Source organism: Sphingomonas parva (ex Maeng et al. 2020), from assembly GCF_004564275.1.
In the GTDB taxonomy this organism is placed as follows: domain Bacteria; phylum Pseudomonadota; class Alphaproteobacteria; order Sphingomonadales; family Sphingomonadaceae; genus Allosphingosinicella; species Allosphingosinicella parva.
In genome coordinates this window covers 53,941-76,879 of the sequence record NZ_SPDV01000005.1, presented here as the reverse complement: position 1 = coordinate 76,879, position 22,939 = coordinate 53,941, and the positions used below count along the sequence as shown (strand labels likewise).

Here is a 22,939-nt window from a genome sequence, read left to right as displayed (position 1 = left end):
AGCGGCATCGGCAACCTCGTCGACGCCGATCTGGCCAAGGAATCGGCGAAGCTTCAGGCCCTGCAGGTCAAGCAGCAGCTTGGTCTCCAGGCTCTGTCGATCGCCAACCAGGCGCCGCAGTCGGTCATGTCGCTCTTCCGTTAATCGGAGAAGGCATGGTCTCCGGGCACGCCCGGAGCCGACGCTGGGGAGGCCGGGGCGGGAAACCGCTCCGGCCTTTCTGCGTCCGGGTGCCCCCGTAACGGCGCCCCCGCAACGGTGCGCCGGCGGCGGCCGCCGCGGCCAATTAACCGTCGCGCAAAGCCCTTTGGGACCCCCCCGCCGCCTATAATGAAAGGAGAGGAGAATCGTTCGTGCCGTCCCGAATCCGCGAGATTACAGATCCTTTCGGGATGCGCCTCCGCATCAGCGTCGAACCGCATCCGCGGGGTGCCCTGATCGTCCTGGAACGCCACGATCTGCCGGAGCGGCCGCGCGTGCTGCTCGACGGCTATGGCGGCGAATTGCTCTCCGGCTTCATCATGGCCGCCCGCCTGGCGCTGCCGCATCCCCTGCCCGACGAACATTGCGCCGGCAGCTTTGCGCTGAAGCTCAGCCTCACCCACGATCCCAAGGTCTCGATCGTGCTCCGTCAGGACGAGAGCGGCGAGGTGATCGACATCCCGGCGCCGTTCTGGGACAAGCTCTATGCCGAGCTCTGCCTCGTCATCCCGCATGCGCGCGCGCTGACCCGCAGCGCCGTCTCCCACGCCCTGGTTCACTGATCGACGGACGAAACGGTCCGTCTTCGCGCGGCGCAGGCGCGGCAGCCCTGCCGCGGGACGCGCCGCTCCCGGCCCGGGCGCCACCCGTCCGTCCACTCTTGCAACGCTGCGCGGAGCCTGTTCAAACGGGCGGCCGCGCCGATCGCGTGGAGGGGGATTGAATGGCTTTGCACGACGGCGCCCCGGGTGATCCGGGCTATCAGGTGACGCTTACGCTCAAGGTTTCGGACGTGGCCGCGCTCTGGGCCGCGGCAGCCCAGCGCGGGCTGGCGTCGCCGGGCTCGCGCCCGGCCGACGTCTACGACGTGATCGGACCGCGCGAGGATCCCGCCCTTGCGGAGTGCATCGCCATGCTTGCAGCGCCGGCGCTGGTGCCCGGCTGCTTCGTCGACGATTTCGAGGTCGAGGCGCTCTAGCATTCGCCGGTGGCGACGCTTGTGCGGCGCTGGGGAAGGATGAGGCGCGCGGCGTGTGATGGGGGAGCGCCGCGCGCCTCTTCTTCATTGTAGACGGGAGGCCGTGGCGGCCTCTCCGTCGGACAGCATTTATTAGGCGGCGCTGACCGCGACGAGATAATCCATCGGGACGCGAACCCCGCCGATGCCGAGGCTCACGCCGCTGCCGTCGGTGATCACGTCCTTGACCACGCCGACGCCGTTCACGCCCACGTCGATCGCCGCGCCGGTGCTGTCGGTGGCCTTCACGGTCAGGCGATAGGCGCCCTCGGCCGCACGGTCGCCGTTGGCCAGCGTGCCGTCCCAGTTGAACCGGGTGGTGGCCGGATCCAGCACCTTCTCGTGAACGACCTTGCCGGCCGCGTCGGTGACGCTGACCGTGATCGCGCTCGCCTTCTTGGCCGGCGCGATCGTCCAGGCCGCGCCGTTGGTGGCGCCGACGCCCGAGATGTTGTTGTCGAACCGGGCTTCGCGGCCGATGAAGGCAGAGGCCTGGGCCATGTCCTGGGCGTTGAGGCGGCCGAGGATGTCCTTCAGCACGCCGGTCTGCTGCATCGACTGCTCGACCTGCGAATATTGGACGAGCTGCTGGGTGTATTCCGACGTGTCCATCGGATCGAGCGGATCCTGGTTCTGCATCTGAGTGGTGAGCAGCTTCAGGAACATGTTGAAATCGGCGCCGTTCGCGCCCTGCGCGGCCGTGTTGAGCAGCGTCTGCTGGCTGTTGTTGCTGGTCGACGAGACGGTCGTCATCGCAAGATCCTTCAGGCTATGAGATTGACTTGGCCGCTGCTGCGCAGCTGCCGGTAGGCGGACGCATCCGCTTCTTCGTCGGCGCCGCCCTTGAAGGCGAGGCCGGCGTCGCCGCGTCCGTGGTGGTTGCCGCCGCTCTGGCCGCGCTGGCCGAAGCTCTCGCTGCCGCCGCGATCGAAGCGGAACGACTGCGCGTCGGAGCGCACGCCGGCGTCGGCCAGCGAGCGGGCGAGGTCGGAGGTCTCCCGCCGCAGCATCTCGAGCGCGGCCGGGCTCTCCGAGGCGAGCACGGCGCGGACCGCGCCGGCATCGTCAAACGACAGGCGAACCTCGATCCGGCCCATCTCCTGCGGGTTCAGCCGGATCAGCATCTCGTCCTGGCCGGCCGAGACGCGGCGGGCGATCTCCACGCCCATCTCGCGGCCGATCCGACCGGGCTGAGCAGTGACGGTCCCCGCCGGCGGCGCAGCCGCATGCGCCGGATAAAGCTGGTGAACGTTGACCGGGCGAATCGTCGTCCCGGTCAATGCCTGGCCGACGAGCGGGGACGGCAGGGCCGAGACATCGGCCGGCGCGGCCTCGTGGGCGGGCGTCTCGGCGCGAAGCGCGAAGGTCGTGCCTTCGGCCGGCGTCGCGGCCGGCGCGGGCGCGGCGGCAGGCGCGCTCGTCTCGGCGGCGCCGGCGAGTTTCACGGTGGCCAGTGCGGCACGGTCCACCTTGCTTTCAACCGGATCGGCGGCGGCCGGCGCAGCCACCTGGGCCTTGGGCTGGGGCGCGGCGTGCTCGGCCAGCGCACCGGCGGGCAGGAGCGCCGCGGTGTCGAGCGCGGCATCCTCGGCGGGGGTCTCGCCCTCGGCGGGCATCGGAACCGCCGGCTCGGTCTTGCCCTCGGCAGCGGCTGGCAGGGCCGCGGCGAGCAACTCGGCAGGAACGGCGGCCGCAGCCGGGCGGGGCGCGGTGTCCGTCTCCGCCGTGGCGGGGGCGGCGGTCTTCGCCTGCGCGTGCTGGACCTTGGGGGACTTCTTCGCGCCGGCCTCGGCCGGCTGCTCCGTCTTCGCCGGCTGCGGCGTTGCGATCAGCGGCTGCGAGGCGGGCTGCGGGAGCGGCTGGCCGGCCGTGGCAGCGACCGGCGCCGCCGGCTCGCCGGCCTCGACGACCGGCTGGAGCGGGGCTTCAGCCTTCGCTTGGGCCGGAATCAGGTCCGGCACGGCCGGTGCCTGCGGAGACTCGGCCTGGCCGAGCGTCGGCTGGGCAAGGCGCGGGGCATCGAGCGCGGCGAGGGTCAGCGGCGGCACGGTGCCGTCGGCAAGGGGAAGCGGCTGGTCCGGGAGCGCTTCGGCCGTCGCCGGCAGGGTGAAAAGGGTCTGGCCCGACGTCGGCGCCGCAGCGATCACCGGCGCGGTCAGGCCGCTGTCCGGCCCCGCCGCGATCGACTGCAGGGTGAGCGTGAACGCCGTTGCGGCCGCATCTCCGCCGGGTGCGAGCGGCGGCGCCGCGCCGGCAGCAGCCGGGGGCGCGAAGGGCGAAGGGGCAATCATCATTCGGCGGCATCCTCCGGGCCGGATCGACCCAACAATTCATTATAGGACGGGAACAAGGGCAAGGTGCGGTCAGCCGACCACGCCGAGGCTGCGTATGCGCGAGCGGGCGTGGATCTCGTTCTGGGAGAGCACGACCGTCGCCGGCCGCACCCGCTCGATGATCGAGCGGACGAACGGGCGGATCGAGGGGTTGGTCAGCAGGCACGGGATCTCGCCGTCGCCGGCCAGCCGGTCGTAGGTCTCGCGGACCGAGGCGATGAAGGCGTGCAGGTTGGACGGCGCCATCGCCAGGTGGCGCTCGTCGCCCTGTCCGACGATGCTTTCGGCGAACTCCTGGTCCCAGCGCGGCGAGAGCGTGATGATCGGGATCGCGCCCTCGTGCGACTGCTGGGCCGAGATCTGCCGCGCCAGGCGGCTGCGGACGTGCTCGGTCATCTGGGTGAGGTTCGCGGTCATAGCGCTCGCCTCGGCGATACCCTCCAGGATCGTCGGGATGTCGCGGATCGAGACGCCCTCCGAAAGCAGGTTCTGGAGGATCCGCTGCACGCCCGAGATCGAGATCTTGGTCGGGACGATGTCGGAGACGAGCTTCTCCGAATCCTTGTGGACCTCGTTCAGCAGCTTCTGCGTCTCGGTGTAGGAGAGCAGGTCGGCGATGTTGTCCTTGATCAGCTCGGTGAGGTGGGTGGCGACGATCGTGCCGCAATCGACCACCGTCACGCCGCGGAAGCCCGCCTCGTCGCGCAGGCCGCGGTCGATCCACAATGCCGGAAGCTTGAACACCGGCTCCGTCGTCTCCTCGCCGGGCAGGCCGACATTGGCGCCGGCCGGCGTGATCACCAGCAGCTTGTCGATCTGCAGCTCGCCGCGGGCCGCCTCGGTCTCCTTGACGTAGACGACATATTCGTTCGGCTTCAGCGCCATGTTGTCGAGGATGCGCACCGCCGGCAGCACGAAGCCGTAGTCGATCGCGAACTGGCGGCGCAGCGCGCGCACCTGGTCGTCGAGCCGCGGATCCTTGCTGGAATCGTTGATCAGCGGCAGCAGGGCGTAGCCGATCTCGATGCGCAGCGCGTCGATCGCCAGGGTACGGGAGATCGGCTCTTCCGCCTCGGTCGTCTGCATCTCGGCGCTGGCGAGCGCGAGCCGCTCCTGCGCCTCGCACCGGGCGGCGCGCTCGCTCATCTTCCAGGCGAGGAAGCCGCAGCCGGCGCCGAGCCCGGCGAACGGGATGAACGGCAGGCCCGGCATCAGGCCCAGCATGATCATCAGGAAGCCGGCGAGGCCGAACACCTTGGGATAGCGGCCGAGCTGGTCGAACAGCGCCTCGCCGGTCTTGCCGGAGATGCCGCCTTTCGAGACGAGCAGGCCCGCCGCGGTCGAGACGATCAGCGCCGGGATTTGGCTGACCAGGCCGTCGCCGACGGTGAGGATGGTATAGGTCTGGAACGCCTCGGCGAACGGCACGCCGTGGATGGCGACGCCGATGATCAGACCGACGAAGACGTTGATCGCGGTGATCAGCAGGCCGGCGACCGCGTCGCCCTTCACGAACTTCGAGGCACCGTCCATGGCGCCGTAGAAGCCGCTCTCCGCCTCGATCTCGGTGCGGCGCTCGCGCGCCTGCTCCTCGGTGATCGTGCCGGTCGAGAGATCGGCGTCGATCGCCATCTGCTTGCCCGGCATGGCGTCGAGGCTGAAGCGCGCGCCCACCTCGGCGATGCGCCCCGCGCCCTTGGTGATGACGACGAAGTTGATGACGATCAGGATCATGAAGATCGTCAGGCCGATCACCGTCTGGCCGCCCATCAGGAACTCGCCGAACGCGGCGATCACGCCGCCGGCGGCATGGCTCCCCTCCTGGCCGTGCGAGAGGATGAGGCGGGTCGAGGCGAGGTTGAGGCCCAGCCTCAGCATGGTCACGATCAGCAGGATCGTCGGGAAGGACGAAAGCTGGAGCGGCTTCTCGATGAACAGCGCCGTCATCAGGATCATCACCGAGACGGTGATCGACAGCGCCAGGCCGAAGTCGAGCATCCAGCCCGGCATCGGCAGGATCAGCATGGCGATGATCGCCATGACGCCGAAGGCGAGCGAAAGGTCTCGTCCCGACCCCATGCGCTGCAGCAGGCCGTTCATTTGCGGGGGCATTGCAGGCTCCAGCTAGTTTCGCGTGGCGAAGTTCAGGCCGCGGGCGAGACCGGGATTCCGGCCTCGATGAACGTGCGCAGCTTGTTGCGCATCGTCCGGACCGAGATGCCGAGGATGGTCGAGGCGGAGGTGCGGTTGCCGTGGCAGCGCTCGAGCGTATGGAGGATCAGCTCCCGCTCGACGTCGGCGACGGTGTGGCCGACCAGCGCATCGATCTCGATCGGACCGCTGATGCGGTGGGCGATCGTTTCGATCGCTGCGGCGATCAGCGCGCGCTCCGGCGGCAGCGGCAGATAGTCGCGCGCGCCGGCCCGGATCGCCGCCACCGCCACCGGGGCGGGCGCGTCGATGCCGCAGGCGATCACCGGCGCGCCGAGCCGCTCGCCGCGCATCCTCTCGAGGAAGACGGCGATGTCGAAGCAGACGTCGATCATCACGATGTCGGCGCCGTCGCTGCGCAGGCGCTCGAGCGCGGGCTCGATGCCGTCGGCGGTGAACACCTCGGCGCCATTCTCGCGGGCCATCTCGGCCGCCAGCCGGAACTCGCTGCCCTCGACTCCGACGAGCAGCATGCGGATGCGTGCTCCCGTCATCGGTCTTCGCGGACGATTTCGGTGAGGGTGACGCCGAGGGCGTTGTCGATCAGGACGACCTCGCCGCGGGCGATCAGGCGGTTGTTGACGTAGATGTCGACCGGCTCGCCGACCCGGCGATCGAGCTCGACGACGTCGCCGGGCCGCAGCCGCATCAGCTCGCCGATCTCCATCCGGGAGCGGCCGAGCACGGCCTGCACCTTCACCGGAACGTCGAACACGGCTTCGAGGCTGTCGGACTGGTGGTCGCTCGCGGTCGCGGCGCCGCTCGGCTGGCCGTCACCCGGCAGCTCGAGCGCTTCGCCTTCCAGTTCCATCGGCGCCAGCTGGGGCGGCGCGAATTCCTCGCTCATCAACTTCTCCATCATGCATTCATCCATTGCCGGACTACCGAGGCGGATTCACCGGGGCTCGCCTTGACGGCGTCTCCGATCCGCTTCAGCGCCGAGAGCTTCACCCGCCCGTCGACCTGGGCGAGGGCGATTTCCTGATCGAGCATCGCGAGATCGCTCTCCGCCGCACGCTGCGCCTCCAGCTCGGCGAGGGTCGCCTCGCTGCCGGCGGGGAGCGCGGGCAGGCCATCGGGGGCCGGCAGGGCGGCCGTGTCGGCCGGCTCCGGGGCACGGCGGCGGTCGCGCATCATCCGCGCACCGACCAGCAGCACGCCGGCCACGATCAGGATCTTCACGATGTCGAAGATATTGTCCCAGGGCAGGTTGGAGAGCATCCCGTCGGCCTCGCCGAGATCCTCGGGCGCGGCGAAGGCCATGCTCTCGACGACCACGCTGTCGCCGCGCTCGGCGTCGAAGCCGACCGCATTCTCGACCAGCCGGGTGAGGCGGGTGATCTGCGGCTGCGGGACACCCTTGGGTCCGCCGTCGACCAGCACCGCGACGGTCAGGCGATTGACCTTGCCCGGGGCGCGCACGGTGACGGTGTGGCTCTGGCTGTTGTCGTAGGTGATGTCCTCGGAGCTCTCGCTCTTGCGGGACTGGCGGCTGTCGCCGCCGGCGCCGGCCGGCTGGCCCGAATTCTCGGGCAGCTGGGTCGCGACCGTCGCCGCCTGGGCGTCGGCTTCGCTCTCCGAGCTCTCGTCGCCGGATTCGACGCTGATCTGGTGCTTCACGACCTGCTTGTCGGGATCGAAGACGTTGGCTTCCTCGCGGCTCTGGTCGCGGTCGAGCAGCGCGGCCACTTCGACGCGGACCTTGCCGTCGCCGACGATCGGCTCGACCAGCGCCTCGATCTGCTGGCGCAGGCGGGCTTCCATCGCCGCCTGCTTCTCCTCGATCTCGGATCCGGCGGCGCCGCCGCCCTCGCCCGCGCGGGCGAGAAGGGCGCCGCTCTGGTCGATGATCGAGACGCTGTCGGGAGAAAGCTCGGGAACGGCGGACGAGACGAGGTAGCGGATCGACTGCACGCCCTGTGACGGAAGGGTGCCGCGAGTCTTGACGGTCACGGCGGCGCTCGCCTTGCGCGCCTCGGCGGCGAACATTGCGCGCTCGGGCATGACGATGTGGACGCGCGCCTTGAGCACGCTCTCCAGGCTCTCGATCGAGCGGGCGAGCTCGCCCTCGATCGCGCGGGTCTCGTTCAGCTTGGCGCGGGACGAGGAGACGCCGAACGGCTCCTCCTGGTCGAGCACCTCATAGCCGATCTTTCCGCCCATCTGCTCGCCGGCGAGCGACATGCGCAGCTCGGCCAGGCGATCCTGCGGCGCCATCACGCCGGTCCCGTCGGCGCTGATCTGGAACGGCACGCCGTCCGCCTTCAGCTTCTCGGTGATCGACTGGGCGGCCGACGGATCGAGGTCCGTGTAGAGATAGCCCATTTCGGCGGCCGGTGTCCGGAAGGCGAGATATCCGAGCAGGAGCAGCAGGGCTCCGCCCACGCCTCCCATCAGCATCAGCCGCTTGGTGCCGATCTGTGCGGCAAGATTACGCAGTCCGTTCAAGGCAACGCCCCAATTCCATCAGAGGCTCGATGCCTCTGCCCCCTCATTGTAGGAGCGGGGCGAAGGAGAGGGCGGCGGAGGTAGGAATTTTTTGCCGGGTGGGTGGCTCCGCTCAGCCGGCGAGGGCGGCCAGCCGCTTCTCCAGCGCGTCCATGCGCTGCTCCAGCTTCTTGAGCGAACGGGGCGCGCTGACCCGCTCGCCGGCGGCGACGTCGCGATCGACGAAGGTCAGGGGCGAGATCATGGCGCCGTCGCCGATCGTCACGCCGGCCGCGATCACCGAAGGGCCGCCGATGAAGCAGTTCTTGCCGATCCGGGTCTCCTTGTAGACGATGCTGTCGCGACCGACCGTGGTTTCGCCGCGGATCGCCTGGAGGTGGCTGCTGTGGCTCCAGATCATGACGCCGAGGCCGATCTGGCTGCTGTCGCCGATGTGCAGCCCGCCCTGGGCGTCGAGCACGGCGCCCTCGCCGATCCAGACATTCCTGCCGAGGACCAGCTTCTCCGGGGCCAGTATCTTCGCGCGCTCCCGAATGCGGCAGCCTTCCGGCAAGCCGAGGAACGCTGCGCGCTCCCGGTCGGTCATCAGCTCGGTGGCGTGGTATTTCAGAACCTGCGCGCGGATTGCCGGATCGGCGTCGGCGACCGGCGCGCCGTCCCGCTGCGCGCTCGCCGCGATCAGCGGCAGCAAGCCGAACAGGCGCTCGTCGGCGAGCAGCGCGTCGATCCCCGGCACGGCCGTCTCCAGAGCCGCGCGATCCAGCCCCAGGAGGGCGGCAAGGTCATTTGTCGAACTGCAAGCCATCATCGCACCTCGTCCGTCGGTCTGGTGAGCGGTCATTGAGGCTAGGCGGCCTGCGCCGTCGCCTGCTCCCGCGCGGCACGGCCGCGCAGGATCAGCCCGGTCCAGGAATCGAAATCCTCGTCGCCCAGCCAGTGGATCGACAGGCAGTCGCCGGGCCGGGGCCCGTCGAGGCCGGCCGCCGCGAGGTCTTCGATGGTCGCCGCGCCGTCGATCAGCCACTGCACGCGCCGGATGCTGACATGCGCCGTCGCCGCCGCAGCCTCGTTCACCTGCGCCACAAGGTCGCGATCGCCGAGCCACCAACCGAGCAGCAGCAGCCAGGCGATCTCGCAGGGATCGAGCAGGCCCAGGCTCGCGCCGGCCTTGCTCTGCGCCGCACTCCGCTTCGCGACGAGCTGTGCGGCGGTCTCGAAATCGCCGCTCGCAAACGAGATCAGGCCGAGCATGAACCACGGCTCGGCGATGTGGCCGATCCAGGTCATGCATTCGTTGAGCCCTTCGGCGGCCGACTTGAGATCGCCGTCGTTCAGCAAAGCCTCGCGGGCGGCGCGTAGCCGAACCCCCATCGGGTTGTCCCAGACGTCGAACCTGGCGATCGCCGGCACGTGGCCACGGTCCGGCACGGCCCGGAAGCGGCCGAACACGCCGTCCTGCTGGACCTTCTGGCCCGGCTTCAGGTCGCGGCGGCAGGCGAACCAGTCGAGGATGTGGGTCCAGGCCTGGCGGGTGTAGCGGCGGTGGACCAGCGCATGGCCGTTGGCGCGGATCCGCTCGTAGATTTCAGGGTTGGCCGCGACCGCCCAGATCTTCGCGTACAGCTCGGATCCCGGCGCGCCGAGGATGCAATTCTCGAGGTCGACGAAGCCATAGTCCTTCAGCGCCCGGGACTCGGGCGCAACGAGCACCGAGCCCGCGGCGGGACTCTCGAGATGCTTGCGCACGACGTAGTCGAGCACCGTGGTGTCGGAGATGCAGAACTGGCTGCGCGACAGCGTCCGGGCGTAGCTCTCGTCGCGGATCTCGAACGGATTGACCACGCCCTCGCTATAGCCCGGATGGGTATAGAGCAGGGTGGGGATGACCTGCTGGATCTCGGCCGTGACCTGCGCCCGCCAGGGATAGAAAGACGGGAAGAGATGCGCGCTGGTGATCGTGACGGGGATCGTCCGCTGCTCGCCATAATCGCGGAACACGGCCGGATCGATGAATTTGGGCACGACGAAGCAGTCGAACCGCCGCAGCTCGTTCATCTGCTGCGGGCCTTCGATGCCGGTGCAGAAGACCGTGTCGATGCCGTAGGTCGAAAGCGAGTCCATCATCAGCGGCCGCATCGGATCGTGCGGATCGCAGTTCAGCAGCAGCGCGCGAGGCAGCTCGGGATAAGCGTCGATGTTGGCGATGTTGAGCCGGTGGTTGCGGCCCCAATGCACCGAGTCGAACAGCAGAAAATCGGGCTTCACGCGCTCGTAGACTTCGATGAGATCGAAATCCTCCTCGATCATCTCGACGTCGCAGTGCAACGCGAGCGCGTGCATCCACTCGTCGACGAGCGCATTCAGGAACGACGCGCACTCGGGATTGAGTCTCGGCCGGACGCAGAGGATCTTCACGCGCGAAGCCGCGGCGGTCATCGCCTCGTCCCTTCGAAATGGCTCCGGACGGCGTCGATCACGCGGTCCTGCTGCGCCGCGGTCATGCCCGCGAACATCGGCAGCGACAGTCCGTTCTCGGCCCAGTCGGTGGTGACCGGATAGCCGTCGGCGGCAGGCGTGACGATCTCGGCCAGGCAGGGCTGCTGGTGCAGCGGCACCGGGTAATGGAGGCCGGTCTGCACGCCCCGCTCGTCGAGGAACGCCCGCAGATCGTCGCGGCGCTCGGCGCGCACGACGTAGAGATGATAGACGTGATCGCCATGGACGATGGCGGGCAGGCGCAGCGGCGTGTCGGCCAGCGCCGCGGCGTAGCGCGCGGCGATCGCCTTGCGCTGCGCGGTCCAGTCGTCGAGCCGCTTCAGCTTGTGGCCGAGCACGAGCGCCTGGATGCCGTCCATGCGATAATTGTAGCCGATCCGCTCGTGCACGTAGCGGCGGCTCTGGCCGTGCTCGCGCAGCGACCGGAGGATCGCGGCCTTCTCGTCGTCATTGGTGATGACGAGACCGCCTTCACCGGCGCCGCCGAGGTTCTTGCCCGGATAGAAGCTGAAGCAGCCCATTGATCCGAATGTGCCGAGCGCCTTGCCCTGATACCGCGCGCCGATCGCCTGCGCGACATCCTCGATCACCGTCAGGCCGTGCCGTTCGGCAAAGGCCATCAGCTTGGCCACATCGGCGGGCTGGCCGTAGAGATGCACGGGGATGATCGCCTTGACGCCGTCGTCGATGCGCCGTTCGGCATCGTCGAGGTCGATCGTGCCGGTCGCCTCTTCGACGTCGCAGAACACCGGGATCGCGCCTTCGTAGAGAAGGCCCCAGATGGTGCCGATGAAGGTGTGGGCGGGCACGAGCACCTTGTCGCCTCGCTTGATGCCGGCGGCGATCGTCGCGACGTGCAGGGCGGCGCTGCCGCTGCTGACGGCGATGGCATGCTTGACACCCAGATATTCCGCGACCTGGGTCTCGAACGCGGTCGCCCAGGGCCCGAGGCAGAAGGCGCTGGCTTTGAACAGCTTTTCGAGATCGGGCATGACTTCGTCATGGACCTGGTTCCACTGGATCGACAGATCCACGAACGGAACCGTCTCATTCGCCTGCTGGGTCATTCGGAATCACCTTTCGTCGCGCGGGTGCTGCCCACGACTTTTGCCGGAACGCCGGCCACGATTGCGTAAGGGGGAACGTCGCGCGTCACGACCGCGCCGGCCGCGACCAGCGCGCCTTCGCCGATTGTCACCGGGAGGATGGTCGCACCGCTGCCTATGGAGGCACGGCGGCAGACGCGGGTTGGCCGCATCTCCCAGTCGGCGGCACTCTGCAGGCTGCCGTCCTCGTTGGTCGCCGCCGGGTGAAGGTCGTTGGTGAACATCACGCCGTGGCCGACGAAAACCTCGTCCTCGATCGTCACGCCGGAGCAGATGAAGCTGTGCGACTGGATCTTGCAGTCGGCGCCGATCTCCACGTCCGGCTGGATCTCGACGAACGTGCCGACGCGCGAGCGCGCACCGATGGTGCAGCCGTAGAGATTGACGAGGTCGGGATGGAAGACGACCGCTTCCGGGTGGAGCTTGACGGATTCGGCGATCGGCATCAGGCGACCTTTCTAACTGGCGCAGCCGCGAGAGCGTGGGCGAGCGCCTCGGCCACCGCAACCTGCTCCTCGTCGGTCATCGCGCTGAACATCGGCAGGATCAGGTGCGTGCCGCTGACGCGCTCCGAGCGGGCGAGATCGCCGCGTCGGGCATCGCGCCAGGGCTTCTCCAGATGGCTCGACATCACCGCGCGGCGGGTGGAGACGCCGTCATCGAGCATCGATTGCATCACCTGGTCGCGATCGGCGTCCTTCGGCAGGCCGATCGTATAGCTCTGCCAGTTCGAACGGGCCCAATCGGGCTGCCCGGGCGTCGTGACGCCGGGGATTGCGCCGAGGAGCTCCGCGTAGCGCCCGGCGAGCTGCCGTCGCCGCGACACGATCTCCTCGATGCGGGTGAGCTGCACCCGGCCGATCGAGGCCTGGAGATCGGTCATACGGTAGTTGAAGCCGGCCTCGTCATAGCTCTCCATCACCACCTTGCGCGACGAATGGCGCGCCAGGTCGGAGAGGCTCATGCCGTGCTGGCGCAGCAGCCTGCACTTCGCGTCGATCGCCGGATCGTTGGTGGTGATCATCCCGCCTTCGCCGGTGGTCAGGATCTTGCGCGGATGGAAGGAGAAGCAGGCGACGTCGCCGACCGGCTTGCCGATCCGCTGCCAGGTGCCGTCGACGCGGATCTCCGAGCCGATCGCACAGGCGGCATCCTCGACCAGCGCGAGGCCGTGCGCCCGGGCGATGCGGGCGATGGCGACGAGGTCGCAGGGCATGCCGACCTGATGGACGCACAGGATCGCACGGGTGCGCGGGGTGATCAGCGCCTCGATTGCCGCCGGATCGATGTTGTACCCGCCATTCTCGATGTCGGCGAAGACGGGCTCCGCGCCGCACATGTGGACGGCGTTCGCGGTGGCGATGAAGCTATGGCTGACGGTGATGACCTCGTCACCCGCTCCGACCCCGACCGCGAGCAGCGCCAGGTGAAGCGCCGTCGTGCAGTTCGAGACGGCGCAGGCGTGATCGGCGCCCGTATAGGCGGCGAATTCCTGCTCGAAGGCGAGGACCTGCGGGCCCTGGGTCAACCAGCCCGAGGCGATCACCGCGGTGACGGCATCCGCCTCGGCCTGCCCCATCTCGGGCTTCATCAGCGGGATCATTCCGCGGCGATCCCGTCGAGTTCGCGCTCGCTGCGCCACCAGTCGACCAGGTCGCGCATGCCGTCCTCCAGGGTGATGGTCGCTTCGAAGCCGAGCTCGTCGCGGGCGCGCGTGACGTCGGCCAGCCGGCGCTCGACCGGATTGATCGCCCGCGCCGGCTGGTGCTCGATCTCGAGGTCCGGGCGGCCCATGATCGAGAGCAGGGTCTGCGCCAGCTGCTTGAGCGAGACCTCGATGCCCATCGCGACGTTGTAGACGCGGTCGGACTCGGGCGAGAGGGCGGCGGCGATGTTGGCGCGCGCCACGTCGCGGACATCGACGAAGTCCATCGTCTGCAGGCCGTCGCCGAAGATCAGCGGCGGCAGTCCCTCCGAGATGCGTTCCATCCAGCGGATCAGCACCTCGGTGTACTTGCCGTGGATGTCCATGCGCGGGCCGTAGACGTTGAAGTAGCGCAGGGCGGCGTAGCGCAGGCCGTACATGTCGTTGAACGAGCGCAACAGGCTCTCGTTCAGCATCTTCAAGCCGCCGTAGAGCGTCCGGTCCGCGTAAGGCGCGGCTGCTTCGGTGGTCGGGAAATGGGGCGCGAGGCCGTAGATCGAGGCGGAGGATGCGGCGACCACCTTCTCGACCTTGTGGGTGACGCAGGCCTCGAGGATGTCGAACGTGGCGCGGCCCATCACGTCGAACGCGAGGCTCGGCTCGGCGGCGCAATGGGTGATGCGCAGCGCCGCCTGATGGAACACGACGTCGGCGTCGCGGATCAGGCCGTCGATCCGCGCCTTGTCGCGGATGTCGCCTTCGATCAGCGTGACTCGCCCGCTCTGCAGCGCGCGGGTGAGATTGGCCGGCCGGCCGCGCACCATGTTGTCGATGACGGTGATCGTCCCGGCATCGTGGGCGATCAGCTGATCGACGATATGGGAGCCGACGAACCCGGCGCCGCCGGTGACGAGGACATGCTTGCCCGCCAGCGTGTTGGGGTAGGGGCTGTTCACTGGGATGAGGGTCATCGGCTTATTCCGCGGCTATGGTGTAGTGGTCGGCGGGCATGGCCGCCTGGACCTGCCCGAGGCTGAGGTCGAGCGCGGCCTGGGCGCGCTCGAGAGTGCGCAGGACGCGGCGGCCGCGGTGACCGTCGGAGATCGGAGCGGCCTCGCCGAGAATCACCTTGCGGAAGTGCTCGATCACGTCGACGAGCGGCTCGTTGCCGGCCAGGCGCGGCGACGTCACGTCTCCGATCCGGTAGCTCGGCAGGATCATCTCGCGATCCTGGCGCGGCTGGGCGGTGATGCCGCTGTCGTAGATCTTCAGCGGCTCGTCGCGGTCGAGATCGTCCCAGACGACCATCTTGTCGCTGCCGCCGACCGCGATGCGCCGCACCTTCACCGGCGACATCCAGCTGAGGTTGAGGTGCGCGACCATCGAATTCGGGTAGTGGAAGGTCAGATAGGCGATGTCGGGAGAGCCCGGATTGACGTGGCAATAGCCCGACGCCTCGACGTGCACCGGCTCTTCGCCGAACAGATAGTCGATGATCGACAGATCGTGCGGCGCGAGGTCCCACAGCACGTTCACGTCCGGCTGGAAGAGCCCGAGGTTGATCCGCTGGGAGTCGAAATAGCTGATCTGGCCGAGCGCGCCCGAGCGGACCAGCTCGCCCAGCTTGCGGACCGCCGGATGGAACAGGAACGTGTGGTCGGTCATCAGCGTCAGGCCGTGGAGCTTGGCGCGTGCGATCAGGTCGTCGGCCTCGGCGCTGGTCGTGCACATCGGCTTCTCCACCAGCACATGCTTGCCGCGGTCGAGCGCCGCCTTCGCCTGCGGGTAGTGGAAGGAGACCGGGGTGGCGATGACGACGGCGTCGATGTCCGGATCGGCGATCAGATCCATCGCGTCGGGAAACAGCTTCAGCGTCGGGTGCGACGCCGCCAGCCTCTCGCGGGTCTGCGGATTAGCGTCGGCGACGGCAGCCAGCTCGATGTTCGGGTTGCTGGAAAGGGTGCGGAAGAGGTTCTTCCCCCAATATCCCAGACCGCAGAGACCAATTCTCATCATCGCGTCATTCCATGGTTAACGTTGGGGGGCTCGGGGGGTCGTCGCGCGCGAGGGTGTCGGCACGTGGCGACCCGCGATCCGCCTGGGATCAGGCGGTCCGAAGAGGAAGATCAGGCGGCGAGCTTCATCGCCTGGCGCAGGTCCAGGCTCATCTGCTCGAATTTGGCGGCCTCCTCGTGGAGGCTGAGGCCCTTGTAGAGATTGGCGAGATTGTAGGCGGCGCGGTAGCCGCCGCTGCCTTCGATCGAGCTGTTGAGACCGGGCCGCTCGCCGATCTGCAGGCACTTGAGCCAGGCGGCCTCGACCACCGGCAGCAGCTGGTCACGGGCGATCTCGGGATTGAGGTACGACCATTCGAGATAGAGCTCGGCGACCGCGAAGAAGAAGTCGGGCGCTTCCTCCCAATTGTCCTGCTCGGCGTCGACCAGGGCGAGCGCCTCGTGGTAGCGGTCGGCGCGGCGCAGCAGCAGGATGGCATAGACGACGATCGCCAGCCGCACCGCGCTGTCGAGCGGGCAGAGATTGTAGGCGCGGACCATGCAGTCCGCCGCGTCCTGGGGCTCGCCGTGCACGTAGAGCTCGCGGCCGAGCTGGTACCAGAGGTAGGAATCCTCGGGGTTGATCTCGAGCTCGGCGCGGAGCAGCGCTTCGTTGCGCCCCTTCTTGCGCTCGATCTGCTCGGCCGTGTAGCCGTCATGACCGAAGACGATCGGCAGCAGCAGGCGCGGGAGGCCGCTCACCGGCTGCTCGTGGATGCGGCCCTCGTAGCGGACGCCGCGCGGCAGGACGCGCGGCAGGAAGATGCGCTTGTCGGGATCGTCTTCCGAGCGACGGGCATTGGTCAGGCGGACGCAGCCGACGAAGTTCGGGACGCGCACGCGGAGCGGCGGCAGGTTCTTGGCGGAAAGCGCCTCGGCGCCGGACTCGAGCCACTCGTCGGCGTCGAGGATCAGGTTCCAGGTCGCGTCGGAATGGGCGAGCGCCGCGTTGCGCGCGGCCGCGAAATCGTCCTGCCATTCCCAATGATGGATCTCGGCGCCGAAGCTCTGCGCGATCTCGATCGTCCGATCGGTCGAACCGGTGTCGAGGATGATGATCTTGTCGACGTGCTTGCGAACGCTCTCGAGGCACCGCGCCAGGCTGCGTTCCTCGTTCTTGACGATCATCACCAGCGCCAATCGAGTCATCGAACCCACACTCCCAAACTCTGCCCGAGGCGCGGTCCGCCGCGGCACGTCGCCAAGCGGTGCGGCAGGTCACGGCCGCCCTCTTTACCCATTATAGACGGTGTTCCGTCGCGGGACGTCGCGGGGGCGCAGAAGAGCGAGTCCAAAGGCTCGCGCGCAGTCTCGTCCGGCTCAGGCGGCGACCTTCGCGCCCGCGCGCATGTCGCGGCTCATCGCGGCGTAGCGGCCGGCCTCGCCGTCAAGCCCGAGCGCCGCGTAGAGATGGGCGAGCTTCTCGGCGGCGCGCCAGCTGCCGATGCCCTCGATCGAGCCGGTCAGTTCCGGCTTCTCGCCGATCTGCAGGCACTTCAGCCAGGCGCATTCGACCACCGGCAGCAGCTCGTCGCGTGCCGTCTCGGGATTGCGATAGGCCCATTCGAGGTAAAGCTCGGCGACGGCGTAGAAGAAGTCCGGCGCGTGCTCCCAATTGTCCTGCTCGGCATCGACCAGCGCGAGGGCCTCCTCGAACCGTCCGGCGAGGCGGAGCGCGACGATCGTATAGACCACCAGCGAGAGCCGGATCGGCAAATCGGGCGCGGCAAGCCGGTTGGCGGCGACGAAGCTGTCCGCCGCCTCGCCATGCCGCCCCTCGATATAATGCTGCCGCCCGAGGTGATAATGGAGCAGCGGATCGTCCGGCCTCTCGGCGATGCCGGCGCGGAGCAGGGCCTCGTTGCGGCCCTGCTTGGCGGCGAGCTGCGCCGGCGCATAGCCGTCATGGCCGATGGTCAGCGGCAGCAGGGCTTGCGGCAGATCGGTCGCCGGCTGCTCGTGCACGCGGCCGGCGAAGCGGACGCCGCGCGGCAGCAGGCGCGCGGCAAAGACTCGCATGTCGCCGGAGCTGTCGGCCTCGGCGATCCGCCCGCATCCGACGAAGGCCGGGGTGCCGCCGCCCAGGGGCGGCAGCAGGGCGAGCGCCTCCGCGCCGCCCTGCAGCCATTCGTCGCCGTCGAGGATCAGGTTCCAGTCGGCGTCCGACAGGTCAAGCGCGGCATTGCGGGCGGCGGCGAAGTCGTTCGGCCAGGGGGCATGGTGGACCTCGGCGCCGAGGCTCCTGGCGATCTCGACGGTCGCATCGGTCGATCCGGTGTCGAGCACGATGATCCTGTCGACGACGCCCCGGACGCTCTCCAGGCAGCGGGCGAGGCTGCGCGCCTCGTTGCGGACGATCATCACCAGCGCCAGTCGGGTCATCGGCCTCACTCCAGGATCGAGGCCGGGCGGCCCGTTGGTCTTGTGGATGCTGGTGCCCCTGCGGGGCGCCGCGCGTCGCCTCAGCCGAGCAGGCCGTCGAGCTCCTCGCGCACCGCGTCGCGGCGCGCCTCGGCCTCGAGCCGCAGTCCGCCGCCGTCCCAGGTGATCAAGGTATCGCCGAGCGCCAGCGTGTCGTCTCCGGCGACGTGAAGGAACATCCGGCGGCGGTCGCCGGCCTGGCGGGCCGCGATCATCCGCTCCATCTCCTCGACCAGGCTGGTGTGGACGCGGATCTGAAGCTTGGGATTGCGCCCGAGCTGCTCGAGCACGCGGCCGAGCGCGGCGTCGATCGTCTCGACCGGTGCCGCGGCAAGCGCCCGCCCGGCGATCAGGTCCGCCGCCGCCAGCGCGAGCTCGGCGGCCTCGGCCGTGGTCTTGGCGACGGCGGCGTCCACCTCCTCGGCAATCTGCTCGACACCCGCCTGTAGCGCGTCCACCGCGGCGAGCATCGCCGCCTCGCGCTCGCTGCGGGCGAAGGCGAGGCCGGCCTCATAGCCGTCCTGCCGCGCCTGGGAGAGCGCCATCTCGCGCTCCAGCTCCAGCCGCTCGATCTGCGCGCGAAGGCTCTCGGCCTCCGCCTGCAGCTGCAGCGGATCGGGCCGGGCGTCGGCGATCGCCGGCGCCTGGGCGAAGACGCGCTCGAAGGCGAACGGCTTGATGTGCGACGCGCTGGCCATCTCTTCCCCCGTGCTGCGCTTAATAGATCAGACCGTCGTCGCTCTTCGGATCGACGAGCATGATCTCGCCGCGATCGGCGAGCGACTTGGCGAGGCGGACCATCGCCGATTGCGCTTCCTCGCAGTCGCGGGCGCGGACAGGGCCCATCGCGGCCATCTCCTCGCGCAGCAGCTTGGCGGCGCGCTCGGTCATGGTCGAGAAGAAGAGCTGCTTCATCGGCTCCGGCGCACCCTTCAGCGCCAGCGCCATCTCGCGCTTGTCGGCGCTGCGGACGATCGCGGAGATCGCCGCCGGCAGCAGGTTGGCGAGATCGTCGAAAGTGAACATCAGCGCGCGGATGCGCTCGGCCGATTCCGGCGCCCGCTCGTCCAGCGCCGCCAGCATCGCTTCCTCGCTGGCACGGTCCAGCGCGTTGAAGATCTCGGCCATGCTCTCGTGCGGATCGCGCCGCTGCGAGCGCGACAGGTTCGACATGAATTCGGTGCGCAGGGTCTGCTCGACCTCCTGGATCACCTCCTTCTGCACGGTGTCCATGCGCAGCATGCGCATGATCACGTCGGTGCCGAGCTCCTGGGGAAGCTCGGAGAGCACGCGCGCGGCATGGTCGGAGCTGAGCTTGCTCAGGATCACGGCGACGGTCTGCGGATATTCGTTCTTGAGATAGGCGGCGAGCACCGTCTCGTTCACGTTCGACAATTTGTCCCACATCGTGCGGCCGGAGGGGCCGCGGATGTCCTGCATGATGTCCTTCACCTTGTCGTCGGGAAGGATGCCCTGCAGCAGGCGCTCGGTCGTCTCGTAGGAGCCGTGCAGCGACGCCATCGACGAGACTTCGCCGGAAAACTGGATCAGGAGATGCTCGACGACGTTGGCCGGGACGCGGCCGAGCTGGGCGATCGTCGCCGAAAGCTCCTTGATCTCGTCGGTGCTGAGCTGGTCCCAGATCGCGGCGCCGTGCTCCTTGCCCAGCGCGAGCATCAGCATCGCAGCACGCTGGATGCCGGAGAATTTCTTGAGCTCGGGCGGTTCGGCCAGGGGCATCGCGGTCATCGCGGTCACAGCTAACTCCAAAAAAGGGCCGGCCGCGCGCGTCGGCGGCTCTCCACCCGTCTAATATAGAACGAGTGCAGCGGATGCGCGGGGTTTGGTAAACAGATGGCGTTGAATTTTTCGAACGGGCTGATCGGCCTTTCGGTGCTCAGCGGGAACACGAGCGTGTTCGGCCTGATGTCGTCCGGAATCGCCTTCGAATCCGCCGCCGTGCGCCGCGCCAAGGCGCAGTTCACCACCCCTGCCGCGGTCGCGCCGTGGCAGGAGAAGCCGTCGCGTTTGCCGATCAGCAGCCAGGTGACCGCCATCCGCAACATGGCGACGATCATCGACAAGCCGACGCTCAAGGAGTCCAGGCTTCCCGAGGACGTCCAGACGACCTTCCTCGCCTACAAGGCGCTCGATCGGCTGCGCATCCTGGCCGAGGCCGGCGCTGCCAAGGGCGCGACCGACGCGAGCCGCGACCTGCTGCAGATCGCCTTCTCCAAGGGGCTCGAGGACCTTCAGGGCTTCCTCGCCGAGGCGCCGTCGAAAGAGGTGAAGCTGGCGTTCGGCGAGATGGCGCGCCGCGCCGAGAGCGTGAAGCTCGCCGCCACCGCCTCCACCGGCACGGCCGGGACGGGCCTCGTCGCGGCCCGGACCGATGCCATTCCGGGCATCACCGGCAGCGAGACGCTCGAGATCAAGCTGACCAAATACGGCGTCACCGATACGGTGACGGTCAACCTCGCCTCGACCCCGCAGCCGCCGACGCTGGACAGCGTGACGCAGGCGCTCAACGCCGCGATCGCCACCGTGCCGATGCGCCGCACCGACGGCACCATCGCGACCGACGCGAACGGCGATCCGATACCGAAATACAATGCCAAGTTCCTGGTCGAGAAGAGCGGCGACAAATGGCGCATGGCGCTGAGCGCGCCGAGCTTCGAGCAGGTCGCGCTCGATCAGGTCGGGGCGCCCGACGCCCTGATGGTCGCCACCGGCCACACGGCGCTCGATGCGCCGTCCGCCACCCGGATCCTGCGCTTCGACGATCCCGCCGGCGCCATCACCCAGAAGACCGGCGGCACGATCGCCGCCGTCGACACCGACGCGACCGAGCTCGCCAAGGCCGCCTCGACCACGCCGGACAAGGTCGCCACCGTCTACGGCAACACCGTCGCGCGGGCGATCACCACCGATGCCCAGGGCAACAGCTATGTCGTCGGCACCGCCGCCGGCGATCTCGGCGACAACCGCCTGTCCGGCTCCGAGGACCTGTTCCTCACCAAGGTGGACAGCGAAGGCAAATTGCTCTGGCAGCGCACGCTCGGCGCCGCGACCGAGGCCCAGGGCGCCGCGGTCACGGTCGCCGCGAACGGCGACGTGGTCGTCGCGGGAACCGTCGCCGGGCCGTTCGGCGGCACCACCGGCACCGATTCCGACATGGTGGTGATGAAGTTCAATGCCAGCGGCGACGAGACCTTCGCCACCACCGTGCGCAGCTTCGGCGACCAGGAGGCGACGTCGGTCGCCGTCCGCGCCGACGGATCGATCTTCGTCGGCGGCAAGAGCAGCACCGGCGGCGGCGACGCGTTCGTCGCCCGCCTCTCCTCGACCGGCGCGCTGCAGGAGCGGCGCACGATCGACAGCGGCGGCACCGACGGCGTGACCGCGCTGGCGTTCGGCGCTGGCGGAGAATTGCTCGCCCTGACGCGCGAGAGCGGCATCGCCAAGGTGCGCAAGCTCGATTCCACCGCGCTCGCCACCGATCTCGGCGCGATCAGCCTCGGCTCGGCCGATGCCCGCGCGCTCGCCGTCTCCGCGACGGGCGAGATCGCGGTCGGCGGCGCCACCAACGCGGCGCTCACCGGCACCCAGGTCAACGCCGTCGGCGGCAGCCGCGACGGCTTCGTGGCGCGGATCGACGCCGGCCTCACCGGCGCCAGCATCTCCTACGTCGCGACCGGTGCGCTCGACGAGATCGACAGCATCACCTTCATGGGCGGCGACATCTATGCCGGCGGCCGCACCACCGGCTCGCTCGACGGCCAGGCGCGGCGCGGGCCGACCGACGGCTTCGTCGCGCGGATCGACAGCGCCAGCGGCGCGATCGAAACGGTCCGCCAGTTCGGCTATGCGACGCTCCGCACCGAGCCGGTGCGGGTCTCTGCGGCCACGGGCGGCGCCGGCATCGTCGGCGCGCTCGGCTTCCATCGCGGCACGCTCAATCCGGTGAGCTCGGCCACCTTGGTCGCCTCCACCGGCCTTCGTGCCGGCGACGAATTCTCGTTCAAGGTCGATGGCGGCACCGAGAAGAAGATCACCATCCTCGCCACGGACACGCTGGTGACCCTGTCGGATCGCATCCGCAAGCTCGCCGGCACCAATGTGACGGTGACCAATCCGATCAGCGGCGACGGCAAGCTGCTCCGCATCGAGGCCAAGGCCGGCCACTCGATCGGCCTGATCGCCGGCCCGGAGGGCAAGGATGCGCTCGCCAGGCTCGGCATCGAGCCAGGCCTGCTCGCCGCGTCGGTCATCCCCGACGAGAAGGCGCCGAAGGTTAAGCCGGGCGGCAATTTCAGCCTGCTGCTCAGCGATGCGCTGAAGCTCACCTCCAGCACCGACGCGGGCCACGCTCTGACCCGGATCAAATCGGCGATCTCGATGACGCAGAGCGCCTTCCGCTCGCTCTACTGGAGCGACGCCAAGGCCGCGATGGTCGACGGCGCGACCTCGGGAAGCGGCGGAACGCCTTATCAGCAGAAGCAGCTCGCCATGTACCAGGACGCGCTGGCGCGCCTCAGCGGTCCCAACACTTATACCGGTCTCTAAGGGGAATAGACGTGAGCGGAATCGGCGGAACCCCGAATTTGTTCAAGGGCATCGAGCAGGCGATGCAGCACATGTCCGGTCGCCAGAAGGTGATCGCGCAGAACATCGCCAACAGCGAGACTCCCGGCTTCAAGGCCCGGGAGGTCGAGGCGCCGGACTTCAGCCAGATGCTCGGTGCGATGGAGGGCGGCCCGCGCGTCGTGCGTCCGCGCGTGACGATCAGTGGCGGCATGGCCGCGCTCGGCGCCAGGCCGACGAGCGGTGCCAACGGCGTGATCCTGGACAAGGACACGATGGAGACGAAGCCGGACGGCAACAACGTCACGCTCGAGGAGCAATTGCTCAAGATGGGTCAGGTCCAGGCCGATTTCACGGCGCTGACCAGCCTCTACAAGAAGCAGCTGCTGCTGATGAAGACGGCGACGCGCTAAGCGTCCCCG

Annotated in this window: 22 protein-coding genes; 5 read left to right on the top strand and 17 right to left on the bottom strand. The window is 68.8% G+C overall.

Annotation, left to right across the window (positions count from 1 at the left end):
* From E2493_RS04030 to E2493_RS04020, 3 genes are all read left to right on the top strand, one after another.
* The coding region (locus E2493_RS04030) for a flagellin (RefSeq protein WP_263854053.1) at positions 1-144 on the top strand (144 nt) is incomplete at its 5' end.
* Between the two features lie 248 nt (positions 145-392).
* Positions 393-764: a hypothetical protein gene (locus E2493_RS04025; RefSeq protein ID WP_225421131.1), complete on the top strand. Its 372-nt coding sequence runs from the start codon at positions 393-395 to the stop codon at positions 762-764.
* Positions 765-925: 161 nt separating this feature from the next.
* Positions 926-1,180, top strand: a complete 255-nt coding sequence (locus tag E2493_RS04020; RefSeq protein WP_135083971.1) for a hypothetical protein — start codon at positions 926-928, stop codon at positions 1,178-1,180.
* A gap of 132 nt (positions 1,181-1,312) precedes the next feature.
* Here E2493_RS04020 and E2493_RS04015 read toward each other — a convergent pair whose 3' ends face one another.
* The 17 genes from E2493_RS04015 to fliG form a co-directional block, all read right to left on the bottom strand.
* Complete coding sequence (locus E2493_RS04015) at positions 1,313-1,972, bottom strand: flagellar hook assembly protein FlgD (RefSeq protein WP_135083969.1); 660 nt, start codon at positions 1,970-1,972, stop codon at positions 1,313-1,315.
* 11 nt (positions 1,973-1,983) lie between these two features.
* The gene (locus E2493_RS04010; protein WP_135083967.1) at positions 1,984-3,513 is read right to left on the bottom strand and encodes a flagellar hook-length control protein FliK; all 1,530 of its coding nucleotides are present in this window, start codon (positions 3,511-3,513) and stop codon (positions 1,984-1,986) included.
* A 69-nt stretch (positions 3,514-3,582) separates the two neighbouring features.
* Positions 3,583-5,664, bottom strand: a complete 2,082-nt coding sequence (gene flhA / locus E2493_RS04005; RefSeq protein ID WP_135083965.1) for a flagellar biosynthesis protein FlhA — start codon at positions 5,662-5,664, stop codon at positions 3,583-3,585.
* 32 nt (positions 5,665-5,696) lie between these two features.
* On the bottom strand, positions 5,697-6,257 hold the full coding sequence (locus E2493_RS04000; protein ID WP_135083963.1) for a helix-turn-helix domain-containing protein: 561 nt from the start codon (positions 6,255-6,257) through the stop codon (positions 5,697-5,699).
* On the bottom strand, positions 6,254-6,610 hold the full coding sequence (gene fliN, locus E2493_RS03995; protein ID WP_135083961.1) for a flagellar motor switch protein FliN: 357 nt from the start codon (positions 6,608-6,610) through the stop codon (positions 6,254-6,256). Before fliN ends, E2493_RS04000 begins: the two co-directional genes overlap by 4 nt.
* 11 nt (positions 6,611-6,621) lie before the next feature.
* A complete protein-coding gene (gene fliF, locus E2493_RS03990; protein ID WP_191992960.1) occupies positions 6,622-8,163 on the bottom strand; it encodes a flagellar basal-body MS-ring/collar protein FliF in 1,542 nt (513 codons plus the stop codon).
* 160 nt (positions 8,164-8,323) lie between these two features.
* The gene (locus tag E2493_RS21055) at positions 8,324-8,947 is read right to left on the bottom strand and encodes an acyltransferase (RefSeq protein ID WP_167737375.1); all 624 of its coding nucleotides are present in this window, start codon (positions 8,945-8,947) and stop codon (positions 8,324-8,326) included.
* A gap of 110 nt (positions 8,948-9,057) precedes the next feature.
* On the bottom strand, positions 9,058-10,647 hold the full coding sequence (locus E2493_RS21050) for a glycosyltransferase (RefSeq protein WP_167737374.1): 1,590 nt from the start codon (positions 10,645-10,647) through the stop codon (positions 9,058-9,060).
* Positions 10,644-11,774: a DegT/DnrJ/EryC1/StrS family aminotransferase gene (locus tag E2493_RS03980; protein ID WP_135083955.1), complete on the bottom strand. Its 1,131-nt coding sequence runs from the start codon at positions 11,772-11,774 to the stop codon at positions 10,644-10,646. The genes E2493_RS21050 and E2493_RS03980 overlap by 4 nt, the downstream gene beginning before the upstream one ends.
* Entirely contained in the window at positions 11,771-12,259 is a 489-nt protein-coding gene (locus tag E2493_RS22215; RefSeq protein WP_135083953.1) for an acyltransferase, read from the bottom strand. The genes E2493_RS03980 and E2493_RS22215 overlap by 4 nt, the downstream gene beginning before the upstream one ends.
* Positions 12,259-13,416, bottom strand: coding sequence for a DegT/DnrJ/EryC1/StrS family aminotransferase (locus tag E2493_RS03970; RefSeq protein ID WP_135083951.1), 1,158 nt, complete (start codon positions 13,414-13,416; stop codon positions 12,259-12,261). Before E2493_RS03970 ends, E2493_RS22215 begins: the two co-directional genes overlap by 1 nt.
* The gene (locus tag E2493_RS03965; RefSeq protein ID WP_135083949.1) at positions 13,413-14,429 is read right to left on the bottom strand and encodes an NAD-dependent epimerase/dehydratase family protein; all 1,017 of its coding nucleotides are present in this window, start codon (positions 14,427-14,429) and stop codon (positions 13,413-13,415) included. The genes E2493_RS03970 and E2493_RS03965 overlap by 4 nt, the downstream gene beginning before the upstream one ends.
* Positions 14,430-14,433: 4 nt before the next feature.
* Positions 14,434-15,474 carry a Gfo/Idh/MocA family protein gene (locus E2493_RS03960; protein WP_135083947.1) on the bottom strand — a complete coding sequence of 347 codons (1,041 nt, stop codon included), beginning with the start codon at positions 15,472-15,474 and terminating at the stop codon, positions 14,434-14,436.
* A 110-nt stretch (positions 15,475-15,584) separates the two neighbouring features.
* Complete coding sequence (locus E2493_RS03955) at positions 15,585-16,661, bottom strand: glycosyltransferase family 2 protein (RefSeq protein WP_135083945.1); 1,077 nt, start codon at positions 16,659-16,661, stop codon at positions 15,585-15,587.
* Positions 16,662-16,832: 171 nt separating this feature from the next.
* The gene (locus E2493_RS03950) at positions 16,833-17,894 is read right to left on the bottom strand and encodes a glycosyltransferase family 2 protein (RefSeq protein ID WP_135083943.1); all 1,062 of its coding nucleotides are present in this window, start codon (positions 17,892-17,894) and stop codon (positions 16,833-16,835) included.
* 80 nt (positions 17,895-17,974) lie between these two features.
* The gene (locus E2493_RS03945; RefSeq protein ID WP_135083941.1) at positions 17,975-18,631 is read right to left on the bottom strand and encodes a FliH/SctL family protein; all 657 of its coding nucleotides are present in this window, start codon (positions 18,629-18,631) and stop codon (positions 17,975-17,977) included.
* A 19-nt stretch (positions 18,632-18,650) separates the two neighbouring features.
* Entirely contained in the window at positions 18,651-19,682 is a 1,032-nt protein-coding gene (fliG, locus tag E2493_RS03940) for a flagellar motor switch protein FliG (RefSeq protein ID WP_135083983.1), read from the bottom strand.
* 105 nt (positions 19,683-19,787) lie between these two features.
* Between fliG and E2493_RS03935 the strand changes: the two genes are divergently transcribed.
* The gene (locus tag E2493_RS03935) at positions 19,788-22,499 is read left to right on the top strand and encodes an autotransporter outer membrane beta-barrel domain-containing protein (RefSeq protein WP_135083939.1); all 2,712 of its coding nucleotides are present in this window, start codon (positions 19,788-19,790) and stop codon (positions 22,497-22,499) included.
* Between the two features lie 20 nt (positions 22,500-22,519).
* A complete protein-coding gene (locus E2493_RS03930) occupies positions 22,520-22,930 on the top strand; it encodes a flagellar basal body protein (RefSeq protein ID WP_404828288.1) in 411 nt (136 codons plus the stop codon).
* Positions 22,931-22,939: the final 9 nt, after the last annotated feature.